This is a genomic window from Georgenia sp. G2120 (genome assembly GCF_055326485.1).
In genome coordinates this window covers 122,938-145,149 of the sequence record NZ_JBUZNL010000009.1, presented here as the reverse complement: position 1 = coordinate 145,149, position 22,212 = coordinate 122,938, and the positions used below count along the sequence as shown (strand labels likewise).

The 22,212-nt window shown below is 73.2% G+C and carries 16 protein-coding genes and 1 pseudogene; 14 read left to right on the top strand and 3 right to left on the bottom strand.

Annotation, left to right across the window (positions count from 1 at the left end; genetic code table 11):
• Positions 1-21 precede the first annotated feature (21 nt).
• From ACZLMO_RS11450 to ACZLMO_RS11420, 7 genes and pseudogenes are all read left to right on the top strand, one after another.
• On the top strand, positions 22-1,191 hold the full coding sequence (locus ACZLMO_RS11450) for a BMP family lipoprotein (RefSeq protein ID WP_425715441.1): 1,170 nt from the start codon (positions 22-24) through the stop codon (positions 1,189-1,191).
• A 170-nt stretch (positions 1,192-1,361) separates the two neighbouring features.
• Complete coding sequence (locus tag ACZLMO_RS11445) at positions 1,362-2,930, top strand: ABC transporter ATP-binding protein (RefSeq protein ID WP_425715442.1); 1,569 nt, start codon at positions 1,362-1,364, stop codon at positions 2,928-2,930.
• A complete protein-coding gene (locus tag ACZLMO_RS11440; RefSeq protein ID WP_425715443.1) occupies positions 2,927-4,357 on the top strand; it encodes an ABC transporter permease in 1,431 nt (476 codons plus the stop codon). The genes ACZLMO_RS11445 and ACZLMO_RS11440 overlap by 4 nt, the downstream gene beginning before the upstream one ends.
• On the top strand, positions 4,354-5,664 hold the full coding sequence (locus ACZLMO_RS11435) for an ABC transporter permease (protein WP_425715444.1): 1,311 nt from the start codon (positions 4,354-4,356) through the stop codon (positions 5,662-5,664). The genes ACZLMO_RS11440 and ACZLMO_RS11435 overlap by 4 nt, the downstream gene beginning before the upstream one ends.
• 44 nt (positions 5,665-5,708) lie before the next feature.
• A pseudogene (locus tag ACZLMO_RS11430) lies at positions 5,709-6,116 on the top strand (cytidine deaminase); the annotation flags it as partial.
• 128 nt (positions 6,117-6,244) lie between these two features.
• Positions 6,245-7,534 (top strand): thymidine phosphorylase, encoded by a 1,290-nt coding sequence (locus ACZLMO_RS11425; RefSeq protein ID WP_425715445.1) that lies wholly within the window; start codon positions 6,245-6,247, stop codon positions 7,532-7,534.
• Between the two features lie 38 nt (positions 7,535-7,572).
• Entirely contained in the window at positions 7,573-8,469 is an 897-nt protein-coding gene (locus tag ACZLMO_RS11420) for a hypothetical protein (protein WP_463653816.1), read from the top strand.
• A gap of 107 nt (positions 8,470-8,576) precedes the next feature.
• Here ACZLMO_RS11420 and ACZLMO_RS11415 read toward each other — a convergent pair whose 3' ends face one another.
• Positions 8,577-10,349 carry a phospho-sugar mutase gene (locus tag ACZLMO_RS11415; RefSeq protein ID WP_463653815.1) on the bottom strand — a complete coding sequence of 591 codons (1,773 nt, stop codon included), beginning with the start codon at positions 10,347-10,349 and terminating at the stop codon, positions 8,577-8,579.
• Positions 10,350-10,453: 104 nt separating this feature from the next.
• On the opposite strand from ACZLMO_RS11415, the gene ACZLMO_RS11410 reads away from it, so the two are divergent.
• The 7 genes from ACZLMO_RS11410 (at position 10,454) to ACZLMO_RS11380 (ending at position 19,279) form a co-directional block, all read left to right on the top strand.
• Positions 10,454-11,986, top strand: coding sequence for an NAD(P)H-quinone dehydrogenase (locus ACZLMO_RS11410; protein ID WP_463653814.1), 1,533 nt, complete (start codon positions 10,454-10,456; stop codon positions 11,984-11,986).
• Positions 11,987-12,015: 29 nt separating this feature from the next.
• On the top strand, positions 12,016-13,194 hold the full coding sequence (gene dapE / locus ACZLMO_RS11405; RefSeq protein WP_463653813.1) for a succinyl-diaminopimelate desuccinylase: 1,179 nt from the start codon (positions 12,016-12,018) through the stop codon (positions 13,192-13,194).
• Positions 13,195-13,243: 49 nt separating this feature from the next.
• Positions 13,244-14,059 carry an LOG family protein gene (locus ACZLMO_RS11400; RefSeq protein WP_463653812.1) on the top strand — a complete coding sequence of 272 codons (816 nt, stop codon included), beginning with the start codon at positions 13,244-13,246 and terminating at the stop codon, positions 14,057-14,059.
• A 169-nt stretch (positions 14,060-14,228) separates the two neighbouring features.
• A complete protein-coding gene (aspA, locus tag ACZLMO_RS11395; RefSeq protein ID WP_463653811.1) occupies positions 14,229-15,725 on the top strand; it encodes an aspartate ammonia-lyase in 1,497 nt (498 codons plus the stop codon).
• Entirely contained in the window at positions 15,722-17,044 is a 1,323-nt protein-coding gene (locus ACZLMO_RS11390; RefSeq protein WP_463653809.1) for an anaerobic C4-dicarboxylate transporter, read from the top strand. Before aspA ends, ACZLMO_RS11390 begins: the two co-directional genes overlap by 4 nt.
• A 163-nt stretch (positions 17,045-17,207) precedes the next feature.
• The gene (locus tag ACZLMO_RS11385) at positions 17,208-17,375 is read left to right on the top strand and encodes a DUF3117 domain-containing protein (protein WP_425715452.1); all 168 of its coding nucleotides are present in this window, start codon (positions 17,208-17,210) and stop codon (positions 17,373-17,375) included.
• An 80-nt stretch (positions 17,376-17,455) separates the two neighbouring features.
• Entirely contained in the window at positions 17,456-19,279 is a 1,824-nt protein-coding gene (locus ACZLMO_RS11380; protein ID WP_463653808.1) for a leucyl aminopeptidase family protein, read from the top strand.
• 12 nt (positions 19,280-19,291) lie between these two features.
• Here the strand turns inward: ACZLMO_RS11380 and ACZLMO_RS11375 are convergent, their stop codons facing one another.
• Positions 19,292-20,041 (bottom strand): succinate dehydrogenase/fumarate reductase iron-sulfur subunit, encoded by a 750-nt coding sequence (locus ACZLMO_RS11375; RefSeq protein WP_463653807.1) that lies wholly within the window; start codon positions 20,039-20,041, stop codon positions 19,292-19,294.
• Positions 20,038-22,203 carry a fumarate reductase/succinate dehydrogenase flavoprotein subunit gene (locus tag ACZLMO_RS11370; protein WP_463653806.1) on the bottom strand — a complete coding sequence of 722 codons (2,166 nt, stop codon included), beginning with the start codon at positions 22,201-22,203 and terminating at the stop codon, positions 20,038-20,040. Before ACZLMO_RS11370 ends, ACZLMO_RS11375 begins: the two co-directional genes overlap by 4 nt.
• Positions 22,204-22,212: the final 9 nt, after the last annotated feature.

Below are 22,212 nucleotides of genomic sequence, written 5' to 3'. Positions count from 1 at the left end.
GCCGGACGGATCGGAGATCGCGTGAAGAAGACCCTCACCCTCAGCAGCGTCGCCCTCGCTGCGGCCCTCGTGCTCGCCGCCTGCGGCGACGCGCCCGACGAGGAGGGCTCGGCCGACGGCGACGAGTCCACCCCCGCCGAGGACACGGGCGGCGAGACGGGCTCGGAGAGCGGCAGCGAGTCCGCCTCGGGCGGCGCCACCGGTGCCTCGTCCGACACGACCGCCTGCATGGTCTCCGACCAGGGCGGCTTCGACGACCAGTCGTTCAACCAGTCCGGCGCCGAGGGCCTGCAGGAGGCCGTCGACACGTACGGCATCGGCCAGATCCTCGTCGAGTCCCAGACGGACGCCGACTACACCCAGAACGTCGACTCCCTCATCTCGCAGGGCTGCAACCTCGTGTTCGGCGTCGGCTTCCTCCTCGAGAACGCCATCGAGCAGGCCGCGAACGACAACCCCGACGTCAGCTTCGCGCTCATCGACTCCGGCTTCCAGACCGACGACTTCCAGCCCGTCGAGCTCGAGAACGGCCGCCCGCTCATCTTCGACACCGTCCAGGCGGCCTTCCTCGCGGGCTACGCCTCGGCGGGCATGTCCGAGACCGGTATCGTCGCCACCTTCGGCGGCATCCAGCTCCCGTCGGTCACCATCTTCATGGACGGCTTCGCGCTCGGCGTCGACGCCTACAACGAGGACAACGGCACCGACGTCGCCGTCCTCGGCTGGGACGAGGAGGCCCAGGAGGGCTCCTTCACCGGCAACTTCGAGGACCAGGGGCAGGGCCAGACCCTCGCCGACCAGTTCATCGCCCAGGGCGCGGACATCATCATGCCGGTGGCCGGCCCCGTCGGCCTCGGTGCCGCCGCGGCCGCCGAGTCGGCCGGCGACGTCATGATCGTCGGCGTCGACTCCGACTGGTACGAGTCGACCGACTACGGCGACATCGTGCTCACCTCGGTCCTCAAGGAGATCGGCCAGTCCGTCGTCGACACCGTCGGGGACTACGAGGAGGACAGCTTCGACAACACCCCGTACGTGGGCACCCTCGAGAACGGTGGTGTGTCCATCGCCCCGTTCCACGACTTCGAGGCGGACGTGCCGTCCGAGCTCGTCGACCGGCTCGCGGAGCTCGAGGAGGAGATCATCTCCGGCGAGCGCACCGTGGAGTCGGTGTCCAGCCCGCAGCAGTGATCTCGCCGCGACCCTGAGCGGTCGTACGACCCACGGCGGCCCGGCCCGGTAGGCCGGGCCGCCGTGGCGTCCCCCTCGGTCGGCGCTAGTGTGACGACCGCCCCGACCCGCCCGCCGTCCCGCTCCCCGCGTCGGCCGGCCCAGACGAAGAGCGAAGGAGCTCAACTCCCGTGAAGCTCGAGCTGCGCGGCATCACCAAGGTCTTCGGGCCGCTCGTCGCCAACGACTCCGTCGACCTCGTGGTCCGGCCCGGCGAGATCCACGCCCTCCTGGGCGAGAACGGCGCCGGCAAGTCCACCCTGATGAACGTCCTGTACGGCCTCTACCGGCCCGACGGCGGACAGATCCTCATCGACGACGAGCCCGTCGAGCTCGACGGACCGGGCGACGCGGTGGCCGCCGGCATCGGCATGGTCCACCAGCACTTCATGCTCGTGCCCGTGTTCACCGTCGCCGAGTCGGTCGTCCTCGGCCAGGAGCCCACCGGCCCCTCGGGCCTCATCCGCAAGCGGGAGGCGGCCGGTCTCGTCCGGCAGATCTCCTCGCGCTTCGGGTTCGACCTCGATCCCGACGCGCGCATCGGCGACCTCCCCGTCGGCGCCCAGCAGCGCGTCGAGATCGTCAAGGCCCTGTCCCGCCAGGCCTCCATCCTCATCCTCGACGAGCCCACCGCCGTGCTCACCCCGCAGGAGACGGACGAGCTCATCGCCATCATGCGCGAGCTCAAGGCGGCGGGCACCTCGATCGTCTTCATCACCCACAAGCTCCGCGAGGTCCGCGCGGTCGCCGACACCATCACCGTCATCCGCAGGGGCAAGGTCGTCGCCACCGTCGAGCCGTCCCTGCCGGAGGCCGAGCTCGCCTCGCTCATGGTGGGGCGCCCCGTCGAGATGCAGGTCGCCAAGGAGCCGGCCCAGCCCTCCGGCGAGGGCTTCGCCCTCGAGAACGTCACCGTCCTCGACGACGAGAACCGGGTGGTGCTCGACGACGTGTCGCTCGACGTGCGCCGGGGCGAGATCCTCGTCGTCGCGGGCGTCCAGGGCAACGGGCAGACCGAGCTGACCGAGACGATCCTCGGCCTCACCCGACCGGTGCGCGGCCGCCTCACCCTCGACGGGAAGGACGTCACGCGCCGCGGCGTCAAGCAGCGCCTCCACGGCGGCCTCGGCTTCGTCCCGGAGGACCGGTCGACGGACGGCGTCATCTCCTCCTTCTCCGTGGCCGAGAACTACGTGCTCGACCTCTACGACACCGCCCCCTTCGCCGCGGGGCCGTCGATGCGGCCCGGCGAGGTGGCCCGCAACGCCGAGGAGCGCACGAAGGAGTTCGACGTGCGGCTGACCTCGGTCGACGACCCGATCTCCACCCTCTCGGGCGGCAACCAGCAGAAGGTCGTCATGGCCCGGGAGATGTCGAAGCCCCTGCGGCTGTTTGTCGCCTCCCAGCCCACCCGCGGGGTCGACGTCGGCTCCATCGAGTTCATGCACCAGCGGATCGTCGCCGAGCGCGACGCGGGCACGCCGGTCGTCATCGTCTCCACCGAGCTCGACGAGGTCGTCGCCCTCGGCGACCGCATCGCCGTGATGTACCGCGGCGCGATCGTCGGCGTCGTCCCCGGGGACACCGACCGGGACACCCTCGGGCTCATGATGGCGGGCGTGCCCGCAGACGAGGCGGCCGCTCAGGCCGCGACCCACCGCACGACCCTCGGCGCAGCCGACGAGGAGGAGGTCTCGTGACCGAGTCGAACGCCGCCGCGGCCCGCGTCCCGGGCGACCCGGCCGCCGGGCCCGTGGCCGGCCCGGGGGAGGAGGAGTCGACCGCGAGCGGCCGCCGCCGCGACTGGCCGCGCACGCTGCGGGACATCTCCACCAAGGGCTGGCTCGTCACGGTCCTCGCGATCGTCGTGGCCCTCGTCGTCGGGTCGATCCTCGTCATCGTGTCCTCCCCGCGGGTCGCCGAGACGTCGAGCTACTTCTTCGCGCGCCCCTGGGACACGATCTACGCCGCGATCGACGCCGTGTACGGCGCCTACCAGGCGATGTTCCGCGGGGCCATCTGGGACTTCCGCGCCGACTCGCTGACCGGCGCGCTCCAGCCCCTGTCCAACACCCTGGTCAACTCGGTCCCGCTCATCCTCGCCGGCCTCGGCCTGGCCATCGGCTTCCGCGCGGGCCTGTTCAACATCGGCGGCCAGGGCCAGATCATCCTCGGCGCCATCGTCGCCACCTACATCGGGTTCAGCTGGGACCTGCCGGTCGTCCTCCACCTGCTCGTGGCGATCGTCGGTGGTGCGGTCGGCGGGGCGGCGTACGCGTCGATCGCCGGCATCCTCAAGGCGCGCACGGGCGCCAACGAGGTGATCGTGACGATCATGCTCAACTCGATCGCCGGGTTCCTCGTCCTGTACGTCCTCAAGTCCACGGTGTTCGGCGGCGAGCGGCCCAACGGCCAGACGTCCTTCCGGGTGGACCCCGACGCGACCTACCCGCTGCTGCTCGGTGCCGACTTCCGCCTGCACGCCGGCCTGATCGTCGCGATCCTCGCCGCGGTCTTCACCTGGTGGTTCCTCGAGCGCTCGACCTGGGGCTTCGAGCTCCGCGCCGTCGGTGCCAACCCGGACGCCGCGCGCACCGCCGGCATCTCGGTGCCCAAGGCCACGATCGTGGCGATGGCCGTCTCGGGCGCGCTGTGCGGACTCGCCGCGACCGGCCCCGTCCTCGGGACCGAGAAGTACCTCTCCCTCGGCGTCGCCGGCACGTACGGGTTCGACGCGATCACCGTCGCCCTGCTCGGCCGGTCCCGACCGTGGGGCACGTTCTTCGCCGGCCTGCTCTTCGGCGCGCTGCGCGCCGGCGGCACCCTCATGTCGACGACGAACACCACCCCGCTCGAGGGTGCGCCCGCGGCGATGCCGATCGAGTTCATCCTCGTCCTGCAGTCCGTCATCGTCCTGTTCATCGCGGCGCCCCCGCTCGTGCGGTGGATCTTCCACCTGCCCGACCCGACGCGGCCCGCCAGGAAGCGCCGCGAGAGCAGGCGCAGCGGCACGTCCCGGTCCGCCCGCGGGTCCCGCCGCGGCACCGATGCCACCGCCCCCGCCGACGACGCCGCGGACGCCACCGCCACGGCCGACGCCCGTACCAGCACCTCGGAGGAGTCATGAGCGCCGCCGTCGCCGAGCGCGACCTCACGCCCGACCAGGGGCCCATCGAGCAGACCACGCGGGACGAGCTCGCCCCGCGGTCCTGGCGCTGGACGATCGTCCATGCCGTCCTCGCCCTCCTCGTGCTCGGCTGGTTCCTGCCGCGCACCCCCGAGGGCGCGACCACGTTCCAGTTCTCCCTGCGCAACGACGTCGTCCAGATCCCCAACGTCGAGCTGCCCGGCTTCACCACCGTGCTCGTCCTCGGGCTCGTCATCGTCGCGGTCCTCGGGGTCGTCACCTTCCTCGCGTGGTCCCGCAAGCGGGTGACCGTGTGGCTCCAGGTGATCAGCGTCCTCGCGCTCGTCATCGCGTTCCTCACCTGGGTCGGCGCGGGGCGGCCGACGATCATCCCCGTCACCTCGCTCGTGGCAGGCGGCCTCGCGCTGTCGGTCCCGCTCGTGTTCGGTGCGATGTCGGGCATCCTGTGCGAGCGCTCCGGCATCATCAACATCGCCATCGAGGGCCAGCTGCTCGCCGGCGCGTTCCTCGCGGCCGTCGTCGCCTCGATGACCGCGTCCGCCTACGTCGGCATGGTCGCCGCACCGGTCGCCGGCGCGCTCGTCGGCGGCCTGCTCGTGCTCTTCTCCGTGAAGTACCACGTCGACCAGATCATCGTCGGCGTCGTGCTCAACGTCCTCGTCCTCGGTGTCACCGGCTTCCTGTTCTCCACCGTGCTCTCCGGCGACGGCACGGACCTCAACCAGCGGATGCGGCTGCCCGAGCTGCCGATCCCGTGGCTGTCCGACATCCCGATCGTCGGTCCGGTGCTGTTCAACCAGTCGATCCTCGTCTACCTCATGTTCGCCGGCGTGATCGCGCTGCAGATCTACCTGTTCCGCTCCCGGTGGGGCCTGCGCCTGCGCGCCGTCGGCGAGCACCCCAAGGCGGCCGACACGGTGGGCATCGACGTCATCCGTACCCGCGTCTGGTCGACCATGCTCGGCGGCGCCGTCGCCGGGCTCGGCGGCGCGTTCCTCACGGTCGGCTCCGGGCTCGCCTTCGGCAAGGACATGTCCGCCGGGCAGGGGTACATCGCGCTCGCCGCGATGATCCTCGGGCGCTGGAACCCGGTCGGGGCGGTCGCCGCGGCCCTGCTGTTCGGGTTCGCCAAGAACGTCGGCAACGTCCTGTCGTCGATCAACTCGCCCGTGCCGTCCGAGATCCTGCTCATGCTGCCCTACGCGGTGACGATCGTCGCCGTCGCGGGCCTCGTGGGCCGCGTCCGCGCGCCCGCCGCGGAGAACATCCCCTACATCAAGGGCTGAGGCCCGAGGCCGCGCGGGCCGGCCCGCGCGAGGCAAGGAGTGCGATGGCCACCCCCGAACCGGTCGGGCCCGAGACCTGGGAGCGGCTCACGTCGCTCGCCCGCGAGGCGTGCGCGGCCGCGTACGTCCCCTACTCGGGGTTCCCGGTCGGCGCCGCCGCGCTCGTCGACGACGGCCGGTTCGTCTCCGGCTGCAACGTCGAGAACGCCGGCTACGGGGTCACGCTGTGCGCCGAGTGCGGGCTCGTGTCCGACCTCGTCCGCGGCGGCGGGGGCCGGCTCGTCGCGTTCGCCTGCGTCGGCGGCGACGGTGCGCCCCTGAGCCCGTGCGGGCGCTGCCGCCAGCTCCTCGTCGAGCACGCGGCGCCCGGCATGCCGCTCGCCCTTGCCGCGGGCATCCGCACCATCGAGGAGGTCGTCCCGTTCGCGTTCGGCGAGGACGACCTCGCCCGGGCCGCCCGGCGCGCCGAGCACCGGCCCGCCGAGCAGTGTCCTGCCGAGCACGACCCCGCCGGGGACCGCCCGACCCACGACCGCCCGACCCACGACCGCCCGACCCACGACCGACCGGGGGAGCACCCATGACCGAACGTCACGACGCCGTCGACGTCATCCGGACCAAGCGGGACGGCGGCCGACTGTCCGACGACCAGATCGACTGGGTGGTCGACGCCTACACGCGCGGCGTCGTCGCCGACGAGCAGATGTCCGCGCTCGCGATGGCGATCTACCTGCGCGGCATGGACGGCGCCGAGACCGCGCGGTGGACCGCGGCCATGATCGCCTCGGGCGAGCGGATGGACTTCTCCTCCCTCGGCCGCCCGACGGCGGACAAGCACTCCACCGGCGGTGTGGGCGACAAGATCACGCTGCCCCTCGCCCCTCTCGTGGCGGTCTTCGACGTCGCCGTTCCCCAGCTCTCCGGCCGCGGGCTCGGCCACACGGGCGGCACGCTCGACAAGCTCGAGGCGATCCCCGGGTGGCGGGCGAGCCTGACGAACGAGCAGATCATGGGGATGCTCGGCGACGTCGGGGCGGTCGTCTGCGCCGCCGGGTCCGGGCTCGCCCCGGCGGACAAGAAGCTCTACTCCCTGCGGGACACGACCGCCACGGTCGAGGCGATCCCGCTCATCGCCAGCTCGATCATGAGCAAGAAGATCGCCGAGGGCACCGACTCGCTCGTCCTCGACGTCAAGGTCGGCTCCGGTGCGTTCATGACGGACCTCGACCGCGCCCGCGAGCTCGCCACGACCATGGTCGACCTCGGCGAGCGCGCCGGGGTGCGCACCACCGCGCTGCTCACCGAGATGAGCACGCCGCTCGGCCGCACCGCCGGCAACGCGCTCGAGGTCCGCGAGTCGGTCGAGGTCCTCGCCGGCGGGGGACCGGCCGACGTCCGGGACCTCACGCTCGCCCTCGCCCGGGAGATGCTCGACGCCGCCGGCCGGCCCGACGCCGACCCGGCCGCCGCCCTCGACGACGGCCGTGCGATGGACGTGTGGCGCCGGATGATCGCCGGTCAGGGCGGCGACCCGGACGCGGACCTCCCGATCGCCCGGCACACGCACACCGTGACGGCCGACCGCGCCGGCGTCGTCGGCCGGCTCGACGCGCTCGGGATCGGGGTCGCCGCCTGGCGGCTCGGCGCCGGCCGCGCGCGGCAGGGCGACGCCGTCCAGGCCGGCGCCGGGGTCGAGATCCACGCCCGCGAGGGGGAGCGGGTCGCCGCCGGGCAGCCCGTCCTCACCCTGCACACCGACGACGAGGGGCGGGTCGCTCGCGCGCTCGAGGCGCTCGACGGCGCCCTCGCGATCAGCGACGACGCCCCGTCGGGGGCGGGGGAGGTCGTGCTCGGCCGGATCACCGCCTGACGGTGGCGCCGCGCGGCCGGGCGCGGCACCCTGGGCGCATGCCGACGCCGTCGCCCCGCCCGTGGGCCCACGTCACCCTGTCCACGCTGATCGACCCGTTCGCCCGACCCGTCCGGACCGGCCACCTGGCCCGCCGGCTCTCGAGCGCCGTCCTGCCCGCGCGGGCGGCAGGCCTGGCCGAGGACACCCAGCGGGCCGCGACCGCCGGTGAGGCGCGGGCGCTCGCGGGCGTGCGGGCCGAGATCGGCGGGGCGCACGCCGTCCAGCGCGACCCGACCACGTGCGGGTCCGCGTCCCTCGTGGTCCTCGCCGCGCTCGGGGACCCCGAGCTCGAGCGCTGGATCGCCGAGGGGACGGAGCCGACGGCGCCTCGGCCCGAGATCCCGGACGCGGCCCGGAGCGCCGAGCTCGCCGAGCAGGGGTTGACGCTCGACTCCCCGGAGCACCGGTTCGACGCGGCGCAGCGGCTCGTCAAGGCCGCCACGTCCCACCGAGCCCTCGGGGTGGCCGACTGGCCCGACAGCCTCGGCACGCCGCCGTGGGCCGCCGCCCGCGAGGCGCGGTTCCCGGGCGTGCGGTACCGGTGGACCCCCGTCGACGACCGCTCCGAGCGTGCCGCCCACGTCCTCGCGGCCGTCCACTCGGCCACGCTGGCGGGACTGCCGGTCCCGCTGTACACCTCCGGCGACCTCGGTGGGGGCCTCGGTAAGGCCGTCCCCCGGCACGTGGTGCTCGCCCGGCCGGCGCAGGACCGGGGGAGCGGGCCCGGCCTCGACGCCTCGGGAGCGCCCGCCCTGACGATCTACGACCCGTCCCGCGGGCTCGACCACCTCGTCCCCGTGGCCGACCTCCTCGCTCGTTCGACGCCCCTCAAGGCGCTGGGCTCGTGGAGCCACGTGGTGATCGCGCTGCTCCCGGTGCCGCGGGCCGGCTGAGCGGCAGCTGCGGCCACGGAGTCTGCCGTCGGCGCGCGTGCGGTTGCGGCGCCACCACGCGTGGTCGACGCCGCGTGGGGCGGCGAAGGATCGGGCGCGCGCGGCTGCTACATCCCGATCGCGGCGGCGACGTCCTCGCGCAGGACGGCCATCCGGGTATCGGCGGCCTCGCGGGCGGCGGCGAGCCCGGCCCGGCCGACCGGCTGGACCACCTCGAGGTAGCACTTGAGCTTCGGTTCTGTCCCCGAGGGGCGCACGACGACCCGGTCGCCGATCTCGGTCTCCCAGACGACCCCGTCGGTCGGCGGCAGGTCCGCGGACCCGTGGGCGAGGTCGAGGGAGACGGTGACGGGCGACCCGCCGAGCTCGGTGGGCGGCTGCTCGCGGACACGCGTCATCGCCCGGGAGATGAGGGTGAGGTCGGTGACACGGACCGTCAGCGGCGCGGTCACGTGGACGCCGTGGGCGAGCGCGAGGTCGTCGAGGAGGTCCTGGAGCGTGCGACCGGCGCGGTGGGTCTCGCCGGCGAGGGCGGCGAGCCGGACGGCCGCGGAGATGCCGTCCTTGTCCCGCACGCCCTCCGGGTCCACGCAGTAGCCGATCGCCTCCTCGTAGCCGAACACGATCCGCGGGGCGCGGGCGATCCACTTGAAGCCGGTGAGCGTGACGGCGTGGTCGATGCCGTGCGCGGCGGCGATCCGCCCGAGCAGGCGGGAGGACACCACCGAGCTGGCGAGCACGGGGCGCCCGTCGGAGGCGCTTGCGGAGGTGCCGTCCGGCGTCGAGCCGGAGGTCGTCGGGGTGCCGGTCCCCGCGCGTGCGGCCTGGTCGCCGAGGAGGGCCCCGATCTCGTCGCCGGTCAGCTGCCGCCACCCGCCGGCCGCGTGCGGTGCCGGGATCGCGGCCGAGCAGCGGTCGGCGTCGGGGTCGTTGGCGATGACGAGGTCGGCGCCGGTCCCGCGGGCGAGGGCGAGGGCGAGGTCGAGCGCGCCGGGCTCCTCGGGGTTGGGGAAGGCGACCGTGGGGAAGTCGGGGTCCGGCTCGGCCTGCTCGGCCACCTCGTGGAGCTCGCTCACTCCGGTGCGCGCGAGCGCCGCCCGCGCCGTCTCGGCGCCGACCCCGTGCATCGACGTGTGGACGATCGTCAGGCCCTCCGCGGCGCCCGCGGGCACGAGCGACGCGACCCGGTCGAGGTAGGCCTCGACGATCTCCTCGCCCAGCCCCTCGCGCTCCCCGCGGGGCAGCTCGCGCAGGTCCCCGACGGCGGCGATCGCCTCGGCGATCTGCGCGTCCCAGGGAGCCACGATCTGCGTCCCGCGCTCCTCGGCCGGGACGGCCCGTCCGCCGAGGTAGACCTTGTAGCCGTTGTCCCGCGGCGGGTTGTGGGAGGCCGTGACCATGATCCCGGCGTCGGTCCCCAGGTGCCGGACCGCGAACGCGAGCACCGGGGTCGGCAGGGGGCGCGGCAGCAGGAGGGCGCGGCCGCCGGCGCCGGCGACGATCTCGGCGGCGTCGCGCGCGAACTCGTGGCTGCCGTGCCGGGCGTCGTGCCCGATCACCACGACCGGGTCCGGACCGATCTCGGCGGTGAGCGCGGCCATGAGCCCGGCGGTCGCCCGCGTGACGGTGGCCCGGTTCATCCGGGTCTCGCCTGCGCCGATCTCGCCGCGCAGGCCGGCGGTGCCGAACTCGAGCGGGCCGGCGAACCGGCTCGACAGCTCGGCGGCCGCGTCCTCGTCGGTCCCGGCGAGCGCGATGAGCCCCTCGAGCTCGGCCCGCGTGGCGGGGTCCGGATCCTGCTCGGCCCACGTGCGGGCCCGGCCCAGCACGTCGGGTCCCAGGACGATCGGTGCGGTCTCGCTGCCCTGCGCGTCGGTCATCCCCCGAACCTACTGCGCGTGCGGGGTGCGAGCGACGCGGAGGCCGCCGGAGCGCGGGCGCGAACCGTGCGCGGGAGGGCCGCGACTCTGGAACCATGTCCGCCGTGAGCCAGACGACCAGCGCGCCGCCGAGCGCGTCCGCCGCCCCCGCCCCGACCACCGCGCCGCAGCACGGCGCCGAGCGTCCGGGCCCCTCGGGCGTCCGCGGCGGCTCGCGCGTCGTCATCCTCGGCGGCGGCCCCGGCGGCTACGAGGGGGCCCTCGTCGCCGCACAGCTCGGCGCCCGCGTCACGCTCGTCGAGCGCCAGGGACTCGGGGGCTCGGCCGTCCTCACCGACGTCGTCCCCTCGAAGACCCTCATCGCCACCGCCGAGTGGCTCACCGTCACCGAGTCCGCCCACGAGCTCGGCATCCGTTCCGACGAGGTGCCCGAGAGCGGCGTCGGCGTTCTGTACGCGGACCTCGGCGTCGTCAACGCGCGCGTGCGCGAGCTCGCGGCCCGCCAGTCCGAGGACATCCGCACCCGCCTCGAGCGCGAGGGTGTCGAGATCGTCGACGGCACCGGCGCGCTCGGCGGCACCCTCTCCGACGGCGGCACGCGCCGGGTGACCGCTACGCTCGCGGACGGCAGCGTGCGCGAGCTCGAGGCCGAGATGGTCCTCCTCGCCACCGGCGCGACCCCGCGGGTCCTGCCGACCGCGCAGCCCGACGGCGAGCGGATCCTCACCTGGGCGCAGATGTACGCGCTCGACACGCTCCCGGAGCACCTCATCGTCGTCGGGTCGGGCGTCACCGGTGCCGAGTTCGCCGGCGCCTACAACGCGCTCGGCGCCCGGGTGACCCTCGTCTCCTCCCGCGACCGCGTGCTCCCGGGCGAGGACGCGGACGCGGCCGAGCTCATCGAGGGCGTCTTCCGGCGCCGCGGGATGACCGTCCTGTCCCGCTCGCGCGCCGCGGCGGTGCGCCGGGTGGGCGACGCCGTCGAGGTCGAGCTGACCGACGGCCGCGTCGTCGAGGGCTCGCACTGCCTCGTCGCCGTCGGTGGCATCCCCGACACGGACGGCATCGGGCTCGCGGAGGCGGGCGTCGAGACCACGGACTCCGGGCACGTCGTCGTCGACCGCGTCTCGCGCACCCGCGCGTTCCGCGTCTATGCCGCCGGCGACTGCACCGGCGTCCTCCCGCTCGCCTCGGTCGCCGCCATGCAGGGCCGGATCGCCATGTGGCACGCGCTCGGCGACGCCGTGCCGCCGCTCGACCTGTCCACCGTCTCCGCCAACATCTTCACGGCCCCGGAGATCGCCACGATCGGCGCCACGGCGCAGGACTGCGCCTCCGGACAGGTCGACGGATCGATCTCGATCCTGCCGCTGGGGCGCAACCCGCGGGCGAAGATGCTCGGCATCACCGACGGCTTCGTCAAGGTCATCTCCGACCGCGCCACGGGCACGGTGCTCGGCGGCGTCGTCGTCGCCCCGAGGGCCAGCGAGCTCATCCTGCCGATCACCCTCGCGGTCACGCACCGGCTGACGGTCGACCAGGTGGCCAACGCCTTCACCATCTACCCCTCGCTCAGCGGGTCGATCACGGAGGCGGCGCGCACCCTGCACGTGACCGGCGAGCAGGGCCAGGAGTGAGAACCACGGGCACCGACTACCCTGGCGCGGTGAGCGACCCCGCCGATACCGGCTCCCACCCCGCGCCGGCAGCCCCCGACGCGACCCTGCCCGACCTCGCGACCTGCGACCTCGTCGACCTCTTCCAGGCGGTGTGCGACGCCCCCTCCGTGTCCGGCGCGGAGGCGCCGCTCGCCGACGCGATCGAGACCGCCCTGCGCGCGACCGGTCACCTCGAGGTCCTGCGCGACGGGGACACGGTGGTCGCCCGCACGCAGCTCGGACGGGACTCGCGGATCGTCGTGGCCGGCCACATCGACACCGTGCCCCTGGCGGGCAACCTGCCGACCGAGCGGCGCGTCGAGGACGGCGCCGAGGTGCTGTGGGGCCGGGGGACGGTCGACATGAAGGGCGGCGTCGCGGTCGCCCTCTGGCTCGCGGCCCGGCTCGACGCACCGCAGCACGACGTCACGTGGGTGTTCTACGACAACGAGGAGGTCGCCGCCGACCTCAACGGCCTGGGCCGGGTCGTGCGCGAGCACCCGGACTGGGTGACGGGGGACGTCGCCGTCCTCGGCGAGCCCACCGCCGGCGGGGTCGAGGGCGGCTGCAACGGGACGCTGCGCGTCGAGGTCACCACCCGCGGCGTCACCGCGCACTCCGCGCGTGCCTGGCGCGGCCACAACGCCGTGCACGCCGCCGGCGAGATCCTCGAGCGGCTCGCCGACTACGAGCCGGCGGAGGTCGCCGTCGACGGGCTCGTCTACCGCGAGGGCCTCAACGCGGTCGGCATCACCGGCGGGATCGCGACGAACATGATCCCCGACTCCTGCACGGTCACCGTCAACTACCGGTTCGCGCCGTCGCGCTCGGTCGACGAGGCGACCGCGCACGTGCGGTCCGTGCTCGACGGCATCGATGCCGAGATCGTCCTGTCCGACGCCGCGGGCGGCGCCCGCCCCGGCCTCGACGACCCGGTGCTCGCAGCCGCTGTCGAGCAGCTGACCGGGGCCACCGGCGGGAGCGTCGGGCCGAAGTACGGCTGGACCGACGTCGCGCGGTTCGCCGAGCTCGGGATCCCCGCCCTCAACTTCGGCCCCGGGGACCCGATGCTCGCCCACGCCGACGACGAGCGCTGCCCGACCGCCCAGGTGCGCGACTGCGCGCGGGCGCTCGGCGCCTGGCTCGCCCCGGGTCTCGATCTCGACACCGCGGGCGGGGGAGACTGACCCGCGGATCCGTGCGCGCCGCACGCCGTCGGTGGGCCACACTGATGGCATGAGCGTCGAGAAGCGGTCCGCACGCCTGACGAACGGCACCTATCGGAAGGGACCGGTCCTCCTGAGACGCGACCTGATCCCCGACCAGACCACCGACGCGCGGCTGCTCGCGCCGGACCAGGACGGGTCCTTCGTCCACCAGGACCCCTGGCGGGTCATGCGCATCCAGTCCGAGTTCGTCGAGGGCTTCGGGGCGCTCGCCGACCTCGGGCCCGCGATCTCGGTCTTCGGCTCCGCCCGGCTGGGGGAGGGGGCCGCGGAGTACGAGATCGCCCGCGAGGTCGGCCGACGGCTCGCCGCCGAGGGGTTCGCCACCGTCACGGGCGGTGGTCCCGGCGTGATGGAGGCCGCCAACCGCGGCGCCGTCGAGGGCGACGGCCTCAGCGTCGGTCTCGGCATCGAGCTCCCGCACGAGCAGGGCATGAACGAGTACGTCGACCTCGGCGTCAACTTCCGCTACTTCTTCGCCCGCAAGACGATGTTCCTCAAGTACAGCCAGGGCTTCGTCGTCCTGCCGGGTGGGCTCGGCACGATGGACGAGCTGTTCGAGGCGCTCACTCTCGTCCAGACGCAGAAGGTCTCGAGCTTTCCGATCGTGCTCGTCGGCAGGTCGTTCTGGAGCGGGCTCGTCGACTGGATGAGCGAGGTGATGATCGAGCGCGGCACCATCTCCGAGCACGACGTCGATCTCGTGCCGATCGTCGACACCGCCGAGGAGGCCGTCGATGCCGTACTGGCCCGTGTGCAGCGGCTCGCCGACGAGAAGCGCGCACAGCAGGTGGCCAAGGACGAGGCCGAGGGCATGGCCGAGTAGGCGCCGGCAGGCCGCAACCCGTAGTGCAACGGTCGCCGGCCCCAAGGACCTTGGTCGCCCACGTCGTGCTGTCCGGTCCGCGAGACTTGTCCTGGTCGTCGCGAACGACGACCGGTACCAGGACGGACCACAACCGCGACGGCCCACCAGGGCGGGAGGAGCATCGAGCATGGCCACCACTGGAAGATTCGAGGAGGACCTGCTCGGTACGCTGGAGGTGCCCGCGGATGCCTACTACGGTGTCCACACCCAGCGGGCGATCGAGAACTTTCAGATCAGTTCGTCGACCATCAGCGACGTGCCAGCCATGGTTCGGTCGATGGTGCAGGTGAAGAAGGCCTCCGCCCTCGCGAACGGCGAGCTGCGGTCGATCCCGCCGCATGTCGCGCGGGCGATCGTCGCAGGCTGCGACGAGATCCTCGAGCGCGGCCGCTGCATGGACCAGTTCCCCATCGACGTCTTCCAGGGCGGCGCCGGCACCTCGGTCAACATGAACACCAACGAGGTCGTCGCCAACCTCGCCCTGGAGATCCTCGGCTACCCCAAGGGGCGCTACGACGTCGTCAACCCCAACGACCACGTCAACAAGAGCCAGTCCACCAACGACGCCTACCCGACCGGTTTCCGCCTGGCCGTCTACACCCTGGTGCACGACCTGCGCGAGGAGCTCGGCCGGCTCGCCGGCGCCTTCGCGGCCAAGGGCGAGGAGTTCGCCGACGTGCTGAAGATGGGGCGCACCCAGCTCCAGGACGCCGTCCCCATGACGCTGGGCCAGGAGTTCACCGCCTTCGCGGTCCTCCTGCGTGAGGAGATCCGCCACCTCGGGCGACTCGCCGAATATCTGCTCGAGGTCAACCTCGGGGCGACCGCGATCGGCACGGGGCTCAACACCCCTGAAGGCTACTCCGAGCTCGCGGTCGCCCGGCTCGCGGAGATCACCGGCCTGCCGGTCGTGCTCGCGGAGAACCTCATCGAGGCCACCTCCGACACGGGCGCCTACGTCTCCATGCACGCCGGCCTCAAGCGGGTCGCCGTCAAGCTGGGCAAGATCTGCAACGACCTGCGGCTGCTGTCCTCCGGGCCGCGGGCCGGCCTCAACGAGATCAACCTGCCCGAGCTCCAGGCGGGCAGCTCGATCATGCCGGCCAAGGTCAACCCGGTGATGCCCGAGGTCGTCAACCAGGTGTGCTTCAACATCATCGGCAACGACGTCACGGTCTCCATGGCCTCCGAGGCCGGCCAGCTCCAGCTCAACGTGATGGAGCCAGTCATCGGGCAGGTCCTCTTCGAGTCGGTCAGCCTGCTGCGCAACGCCGCGGTCGGGCTGCGCGAGCGCTGCGTGGACGGGATCACCGCCAACGAGGACGTCTGCCTGGCCAACGTCATGGGCTCGATCGGCATCGTCACCTACCTCAACCCGGTCATCGGCCATCACAACGGCGACCTGGTGGGCAAGGAGGCGGCCCGCTCGGGGCGCTCGGTGAAGGAGGTCGTCCTCGAGATGGGGCTGCTCGACGAGGAGCAGATCGACCAGCTGCTCTCCCGGGAGAACCTCATGCGGCCGAAGTATCAGGGCAAGATCTTTCCCGCGGAGGACCCCGACACCTTCCCCCGCGCGGAGCAGGTCGATGCGGGAGCCACCCCGGACGCGCAGGACCGGTCATGATCGCCGTGCAGTTCGTCGTCGTCCTGGCGGCGATCTTCCTCGGAGCACGCCTGGGCGGGATCGCCATCGGTTTCGCCGGCGGCCTGGGCGTCCTCGTCCTCGCGGTCATGGGCGTCACTCCGGGTGACATGCCCCTCGACGTCATCTCCATCATCATGTCCGTCATCGCCGCGATCGCGACGATGCAGGTGGCGGGCGGCATGGACTACCTCGTCAATCTCGCGGAGAAGGTCCTGCGCAGCAAGCCGCGCTACCTCACGTTCCTCGCCCCGCTCGTCACGTACGCGATGACGATGATGGCCGGCACCGGGCACACGGCGTTCTCGACGATGCCGGTGATCACCGAGGTCGCCAAGGAGAACAACATCCGGCCGGCACGGCCACTGTCGATCGCCGTAGTCGCCTCGCAGATGGCCATCACCGCCTCGCCCATCTCGGCCGCCGTCGTCGCCTTCTCGACCTACCTCGAGTCCAGCGGCACGGGCGTGTCGTACATCGACCTCCTCGCCGTGGCGATACCCGCGACGTTCATCGCCTGCATGGCGACCGCCGCGATCATGATGGCGATCGACAAGTTCCGCGGGACGACGGCGCTCGACACCCATCCGGAGTTTCGCCGGCGCCTGGCGGCCGGGGAGATCGAGATGCGCGGCTCCCAGCAGCGCGAGCTGCGCAGGGGTGCCAAGCTGTCGGTGCTCATCTTCGTCCTCGGACTCGTGCTGGTCATGGGGTACGCGACGGCGATCAGTGACAACGTGGGCCTCATCAGCGACCCGGTCATGGGACGAGACCAGGCGATCATCGCGATCATGCTCGGCATCGCCGCGCTCATCGTCCTGCTGTGCAAGGTTTCGACGGCCGAGGTGCTCGGCGCCTCCACCTTCAAGTCCGGCATGAGCGCCTCGATCTGCGTGCTGGGCGTCGCATGGTTGGGGACGACGTTCGTCTCCCACCACGAGGAGCTCATCATGCGCACGGCAGGGAACATGCTGACGGACTTCCCCTGGACGCTTGCCGTCATCCTCTTCTTCGCCGCGGCACTGCTCTACAGCCAGGCGGCGACGACGCATGCACTCATGCCCACCGCGCTCGCCATCGGCGTGGCCCCGGCGGCCGTGCTCGCGGCGTTCCCGGCGGTCTCCGCGCTCTTCGTGCTCCCGACCTACCCCACCCTGCTGGCCGCGGTCGAGATCGACGACACGGGGACCACGCGGATCGGCAGGGCGATCTTCAACCACCCGTTCCTCGTGCCCGGTGCCATCAACATCTCGATCGCCGTTGCGCTCGGGTTCGTCCTTGCCGCGTTGCGTGGCATCTGAGCCCTGGCCTGCCCGCAGGTCACGGGGCGGGCTGCCCAGGTCTGGACGGAACGCACACCCGCCCGTGACCTAGAATGGGCCTGGCCATGGTGTCCGCGCGGTTCGGTACGGGGCAGCTCTCCGACGCGGCGGGCCCGAACACATAAGAACGAGAGGTGCCGCAATGGCAGCGATGAAGCCGAGGACCGGGGACGGCCCGCTCGAGGTGACCAAGGAGGGTCGCGGCATCGTCATGCGCGTCCCGCTCGAGGGAGGCGGCCGCCTGGTGGTCGAGCTCAATGCCACCGAGGCCGGCGAGCTGAGCGAGGCGCTCGCCGCCGTCGCCTCCTGACCGGCAGCTGACAGACCCGCACCAGCCTGACCGACGGCCGGCCGCCACGCGGCCGGCCGTCGTCGTACCCGAGGAGGACCGTGGCCACCACCGAGCCCACCGAACCCGCCGTGCAGCTGCCCGACGTCGACCTGCCGGAGGTGCGTGTCTCGACCCGCCCCTGGTCGGAGGCGCTGACCGTCGACGACGACGGTGACGACGCCGCCGGAGGCGGTCGGCCGGACGCCGTCGTGGTCACCGCCGACGCCGACGGGCCAGGGCCCCGCGCCCTGGAGGTCGCGACCCGCTACGGCATCGACCTGGCGGCCGAGCTCGGCGGCGCGGGAGCACCCGACAAGGGCTCCGACGACGACGAGCCCGCAGCGGCTGCGGCCGCCGGTGGTTCGGCGAAGGCCGGGTCGGTGCATACCGTGCGCCTGCCGCACGTGCTCGGCGGCGTCGCCGTCCCGTGGACGGGGCTCCCGCGCCGCCTGCTCGTGGTCCGCACGGGCGCCGGGACGGCCGCCGACCTGCGTGCGGCCGGCCTGGGGCTGGGGCGTGCGCTCGCCGGCCGCAGCCGGGCGCTCGTCGTCCTCGAGGAGCCGACGCCGACCGCATCGGTCGGCGGCGAGGACCACCGGCCCGGCGAGGACGGCCGGTCCGGCGAGGACGGCCGGTCCGGCGAGGACGGGCGGTCCGTCGAGGACCCGGTCGCGCCGCTCGCCGCCGGAATCTGGCTCGACGCCTACCGCCTGCCCACCGTCTCGCGGAAGGGCTCCGGCCCCGCCCCGGTGGGCGCCGTCGAGCTTCTGGCGCCCGAGCCCCGGGCCGAGGCCGACCCGCAGCGGGAGGACGCCACCGCGCCCGAGGCGGAAGCCGACCCGCGCCCCACCCCGCTGACCGGCACCGACGGCCTCGGCCTGGCCCGCCAGGCGGTCACCGCCACCCACCGGGCACGCGCCCTGACCGCGACCCGCTCGACGGTGAAGAACCCCGCCTGGATGGCCGCCGCGGCCCGGCACCTCGTCGACGGGCTCGACGCCGGCACCCGGGCCCTGCTCAGCGTCGAGGTCGAGGACGAGGAGGAGCTGCGCCGACGCGGAGCCGGGGCGATCCTCGCCGTCGGGACGGGTTCACCGACCCCGCCCCGCCTGGTCACCGTCAGCTACACGCCCGCCGGCGGCGGGGGCAGCCGCGTGGCGCTCGTGGGCAAGGGCATCACCTTCGACAGCGGCGGGCTGTCCAAGAAGCCGACCTCGGGCATGCTGACGATGAGCACCGACATGGCCGGCTCGGCCGTCGTGCTCGCCACCGTCCTGGCGGCCGCCCGGCTGCGGCTGCCGCACACGGTCACCGCCGTCCTCCCGCTGGCCGAGAACGCCTTCGGGGCGGGGTCCTACCGGCCCGGCGACGTCGTGCGCACGCTCTCCGGCCGCACCGTCGAGATCGGCAACACCGACGCCGAGGGGCGTCTCGTCCTGGCCGACGGACTCACCCACGCGATCGCCGCCGCGGACCCCGACGTCGTCGTCGACGTCGCCACGCTGACCGGGGCGGCCCGCATCGCCCTGGGCACCTCGACGTCGGCGCTGTTCGCCACCGACGACGAGCTGGCCGCCGCCCTGAGCGCCGCGGGCGAGGCCGCCGGCGAGCGGGTGTGGCGCCTGCCGATGCCCGCCGACTCCGGGGCCGCGCTGTACTCCGACGTCGCCGACGTACGGCAGACCCCGCGCGGTGACGTGCACGCGGTCGGCGGGACGATCTTCGCCGCGATGTTCCTGCGGAAGTTCACCGAGGGGCGCCGCTGGGCGCACCTGGACATCGCGGGGACCGGCCGCTCGACCGGCGGCAAGCGGCTGCCGAGCGGCGCACCCACGGGCGTCGGCGCGGCGCTGCTCGTGCACTGGTTGGCCGAGCTCGACTGAGCGCGACGCGCTCTAGTCGGCACTGTCCCGCCACCAGGCACGCCACCTCTCCTTGGGCACCATCGCCACCGCCGTGAGCGGGATGCCGGCCGGGCACACCACCGTGCACTCGCCATAGTGCGAGCACGGGCCGAAGTTCTCCTCCAGCGCGCTCACCATCGAACGAGCCCGCCGGCCGCGTTCCTTGCCGGGAGTCGGCAGCAACGACAGGTGCGCGAGCTTGGAGCCCGCGAACAGGTGCGCCGACCCGTTCGGGCAGGCGGCCACGCAGGCGCCGCAGCCGATGCAGGCCGCCATGTCGAGGGCGGCCTCGGCCTGTTCGTGCGTGACGCCGACGTCGTCGGCGTCGGGGGCGGTACCCGCCCGTACGGTGACGCTCGCGCCCGCGGCGATGAGCTCGTCCAACGTCGACCGGTCGACGACCAGGTCGCGGATGACCGGGAACGCCGCCGACCGCAGCGGCTCCACGGTCACGGTCTGTCCGTCGGTAAAGGCGCTGAGCCGCTGGTGACAGCTCGGCGTGTTGTCCGCGGGCCCGTGCGGCTTGCCGTCGACCGTGACGCCGCACGCCCCGCAGATGCCCTCGCGGCAGTCGGACTCGAACGCCACGGGATCGCCGCCATGCTCCGCAAGATCCTCGTTGAGCCGGTCGAGCAGCTCGAGGATCGACATCTCGGGCGTCGCGTCGTCGACGGTGTGGTCCTCGTAGCGGCCCATCCCCACCGGATCGTCCTGCCGCCAGATCCTGAGTCTCAGTCTCACGTGTAGCTCCTTGTCGCCAGGGGGACCGTGGAGAAGGTCAGCGGCTCCGCGTGGCGCACCCATCGGCCGTCCTCCACGGTCCCTCCGTCGAGGCCCCACGCGGAGGCGAACGCCCATCTCTTGTCGTCTCGCAGCGCCTCGCCGTCCGCCTGGTGCTCTGTGCGGAAATGTGCCCCGCAGGACTCCTCGCGGTCCAGCGCATCGACGCACATCAGCTCGGCGAGCTCCAGGTAGTCGGCCACCCGACCCGCCTTCTCCAGCTCCTGATTGAGCCGTTGTCCGGTCCCCGCCACTCGCAGCTCGCGCCAGAACCGGGCGCGCAGCGTGCGGATCTCCGCCAGTGCCCTGCCCAGGCTCGTGGCCGACCGGGCCACGCCGCAGCCCTCGTACAGGATGTCGCCGAGCAGCCGGTGGAAGTGGGTGGGGCCGTGCTCTCCGCCGATCGCCATCAGGCGCTCGACCCGTCCGCGGGCGCGGGCGAGCGCCTCGCGCACCTCCGGGGCGTCGTCGTCGGGCAAGGGCGTACCGAGCAGCGGCGCGAGGTAGTTCGGCACGGAGTACGGGAGGGTGAACCAGCCGTCGACGCACGCCGACAGCAGCGAGTTCGCGCCGAGCCGGTTGGCACCGTGGTAGCCCCAGCCGGCCTCTCCGCCGACGAACAGCCCGGGGATCGACGTCTGCATGTCATAGTCCGACCACAGCCCGCCCATCGTGAAGTGGGCTCCTGGCGCGATCCGCATCGGGACGGTGTAGGGGTCCTCGCCCGTGGCGTGGTCGTACATCGTGAACAGGTTCCCGTAGCGCTCGGTCACCGTCTCCCTGCCGAGACGGGCGATCGCGTCCCGGAAGTCGAGGTAGACCGAGTTCTTCAGCGGGCCCACTCCCCGGCCGGCGTCGATCTGCTCCTTGGCGTTGCGGGAGGCGACGTCGCGGGGCGTGAGATTGCCGAACGCGGGGTAGCGCCGCTCGAGGTAGTAGTCGCGTTCGTCCTCGGGGATGTCGTTGGCGGGGCGTTCGTCGCCTGGCTTTCTCGGCACCCAGATGCGTCCGTCGTTGCGCAGCGACTCCGACATGAGGATCGACTTCGACTGCCAGCGCGAACTGACCGGGAGAGCCGTCGGGTGGAACTGGATGAAGCTCGGCGACGCCAGGAGCGCCCCGCGCTGCACGGCCCGCCACGCGGCCGACGCGTTGGAGTTCTTCGCCAGGGTGGAGAAGTAGAAGACGTTCCCGTAGCCACCGGTGGCGAGCACGACGGCGTGCGCGGTGTGCGCCGAGATCTCACCGGTGAGCAGATTCCGCAGGACCACACCGGTGCAGCGGTCGTCCTGAATGACCAGGTCGAGCATCTCGTGACGGGTGCGCAGGGTGACGGTGCCGGCGTCGACCTGTCGCAGCAGCGCCTGTGCGGACGCGACCTGGAGCTGCTGGCCGGTCTGGCCGCGGGTGTAGTAGGTCCGGCTCACCTGCACGCCGCCGAACGAGCGGGTGGCGAGCCGGCCGCCGTACTCGCGGGCGAACGGGGCGCCGATGGCGTCGAGGTGGTCGATGACACGCGCCGACTCCTCGCCGAGCCGGAACGCCTCCGCCTCGCGGCCGCGGAAGTCGCCGCCCTTGACGGTGTCGACGACGAACCGGTGCAGTGAGTCGTTGTCCACCTGCCGGGCACGAGCGGCGTTGATGCCGCCCTGCGCCGCAACCGAGTGCGCGCGCCGCGGCGCGTCGTGGTAGGTCACGCACTCGACGTCGTAGCCGAGCTCGCCCAGCGCCGCCGCGGTACCCGCGCCGGCGAGGCCGCTGCCGACGACGATCACCTTGAACTTCCGGCGGTTGGCGGGGTTGACGAGGCGGTAGGCGTCCCGGCGACGCTGCCACGCGGTGGCGGGGTCGCCGGCGGGCACCCTGCCGTCAAGCTCCGGCCCGACCCGCGCGCCCGGCGCGTGCGACGGTGGAGCCTCGAACGGGCGCTGTTGCTCCGACGCCGGGGTTCGGGTCGGGCCCTCCTCCGCGCCGCTCGCCGTGGGTGCCTCGGCGTCCCGAGCGGGGTCGGCGCCGGAACGTCCGACCTCCTGCTGTTTGCGCCGCTCCTCACCTAGCCGCTCGCCGCGGCGGGTCCCGCCCCGTCCGACCGCTGCACCGACGCCGGGTTCGGTCTCGGTCACGAGTTCCTC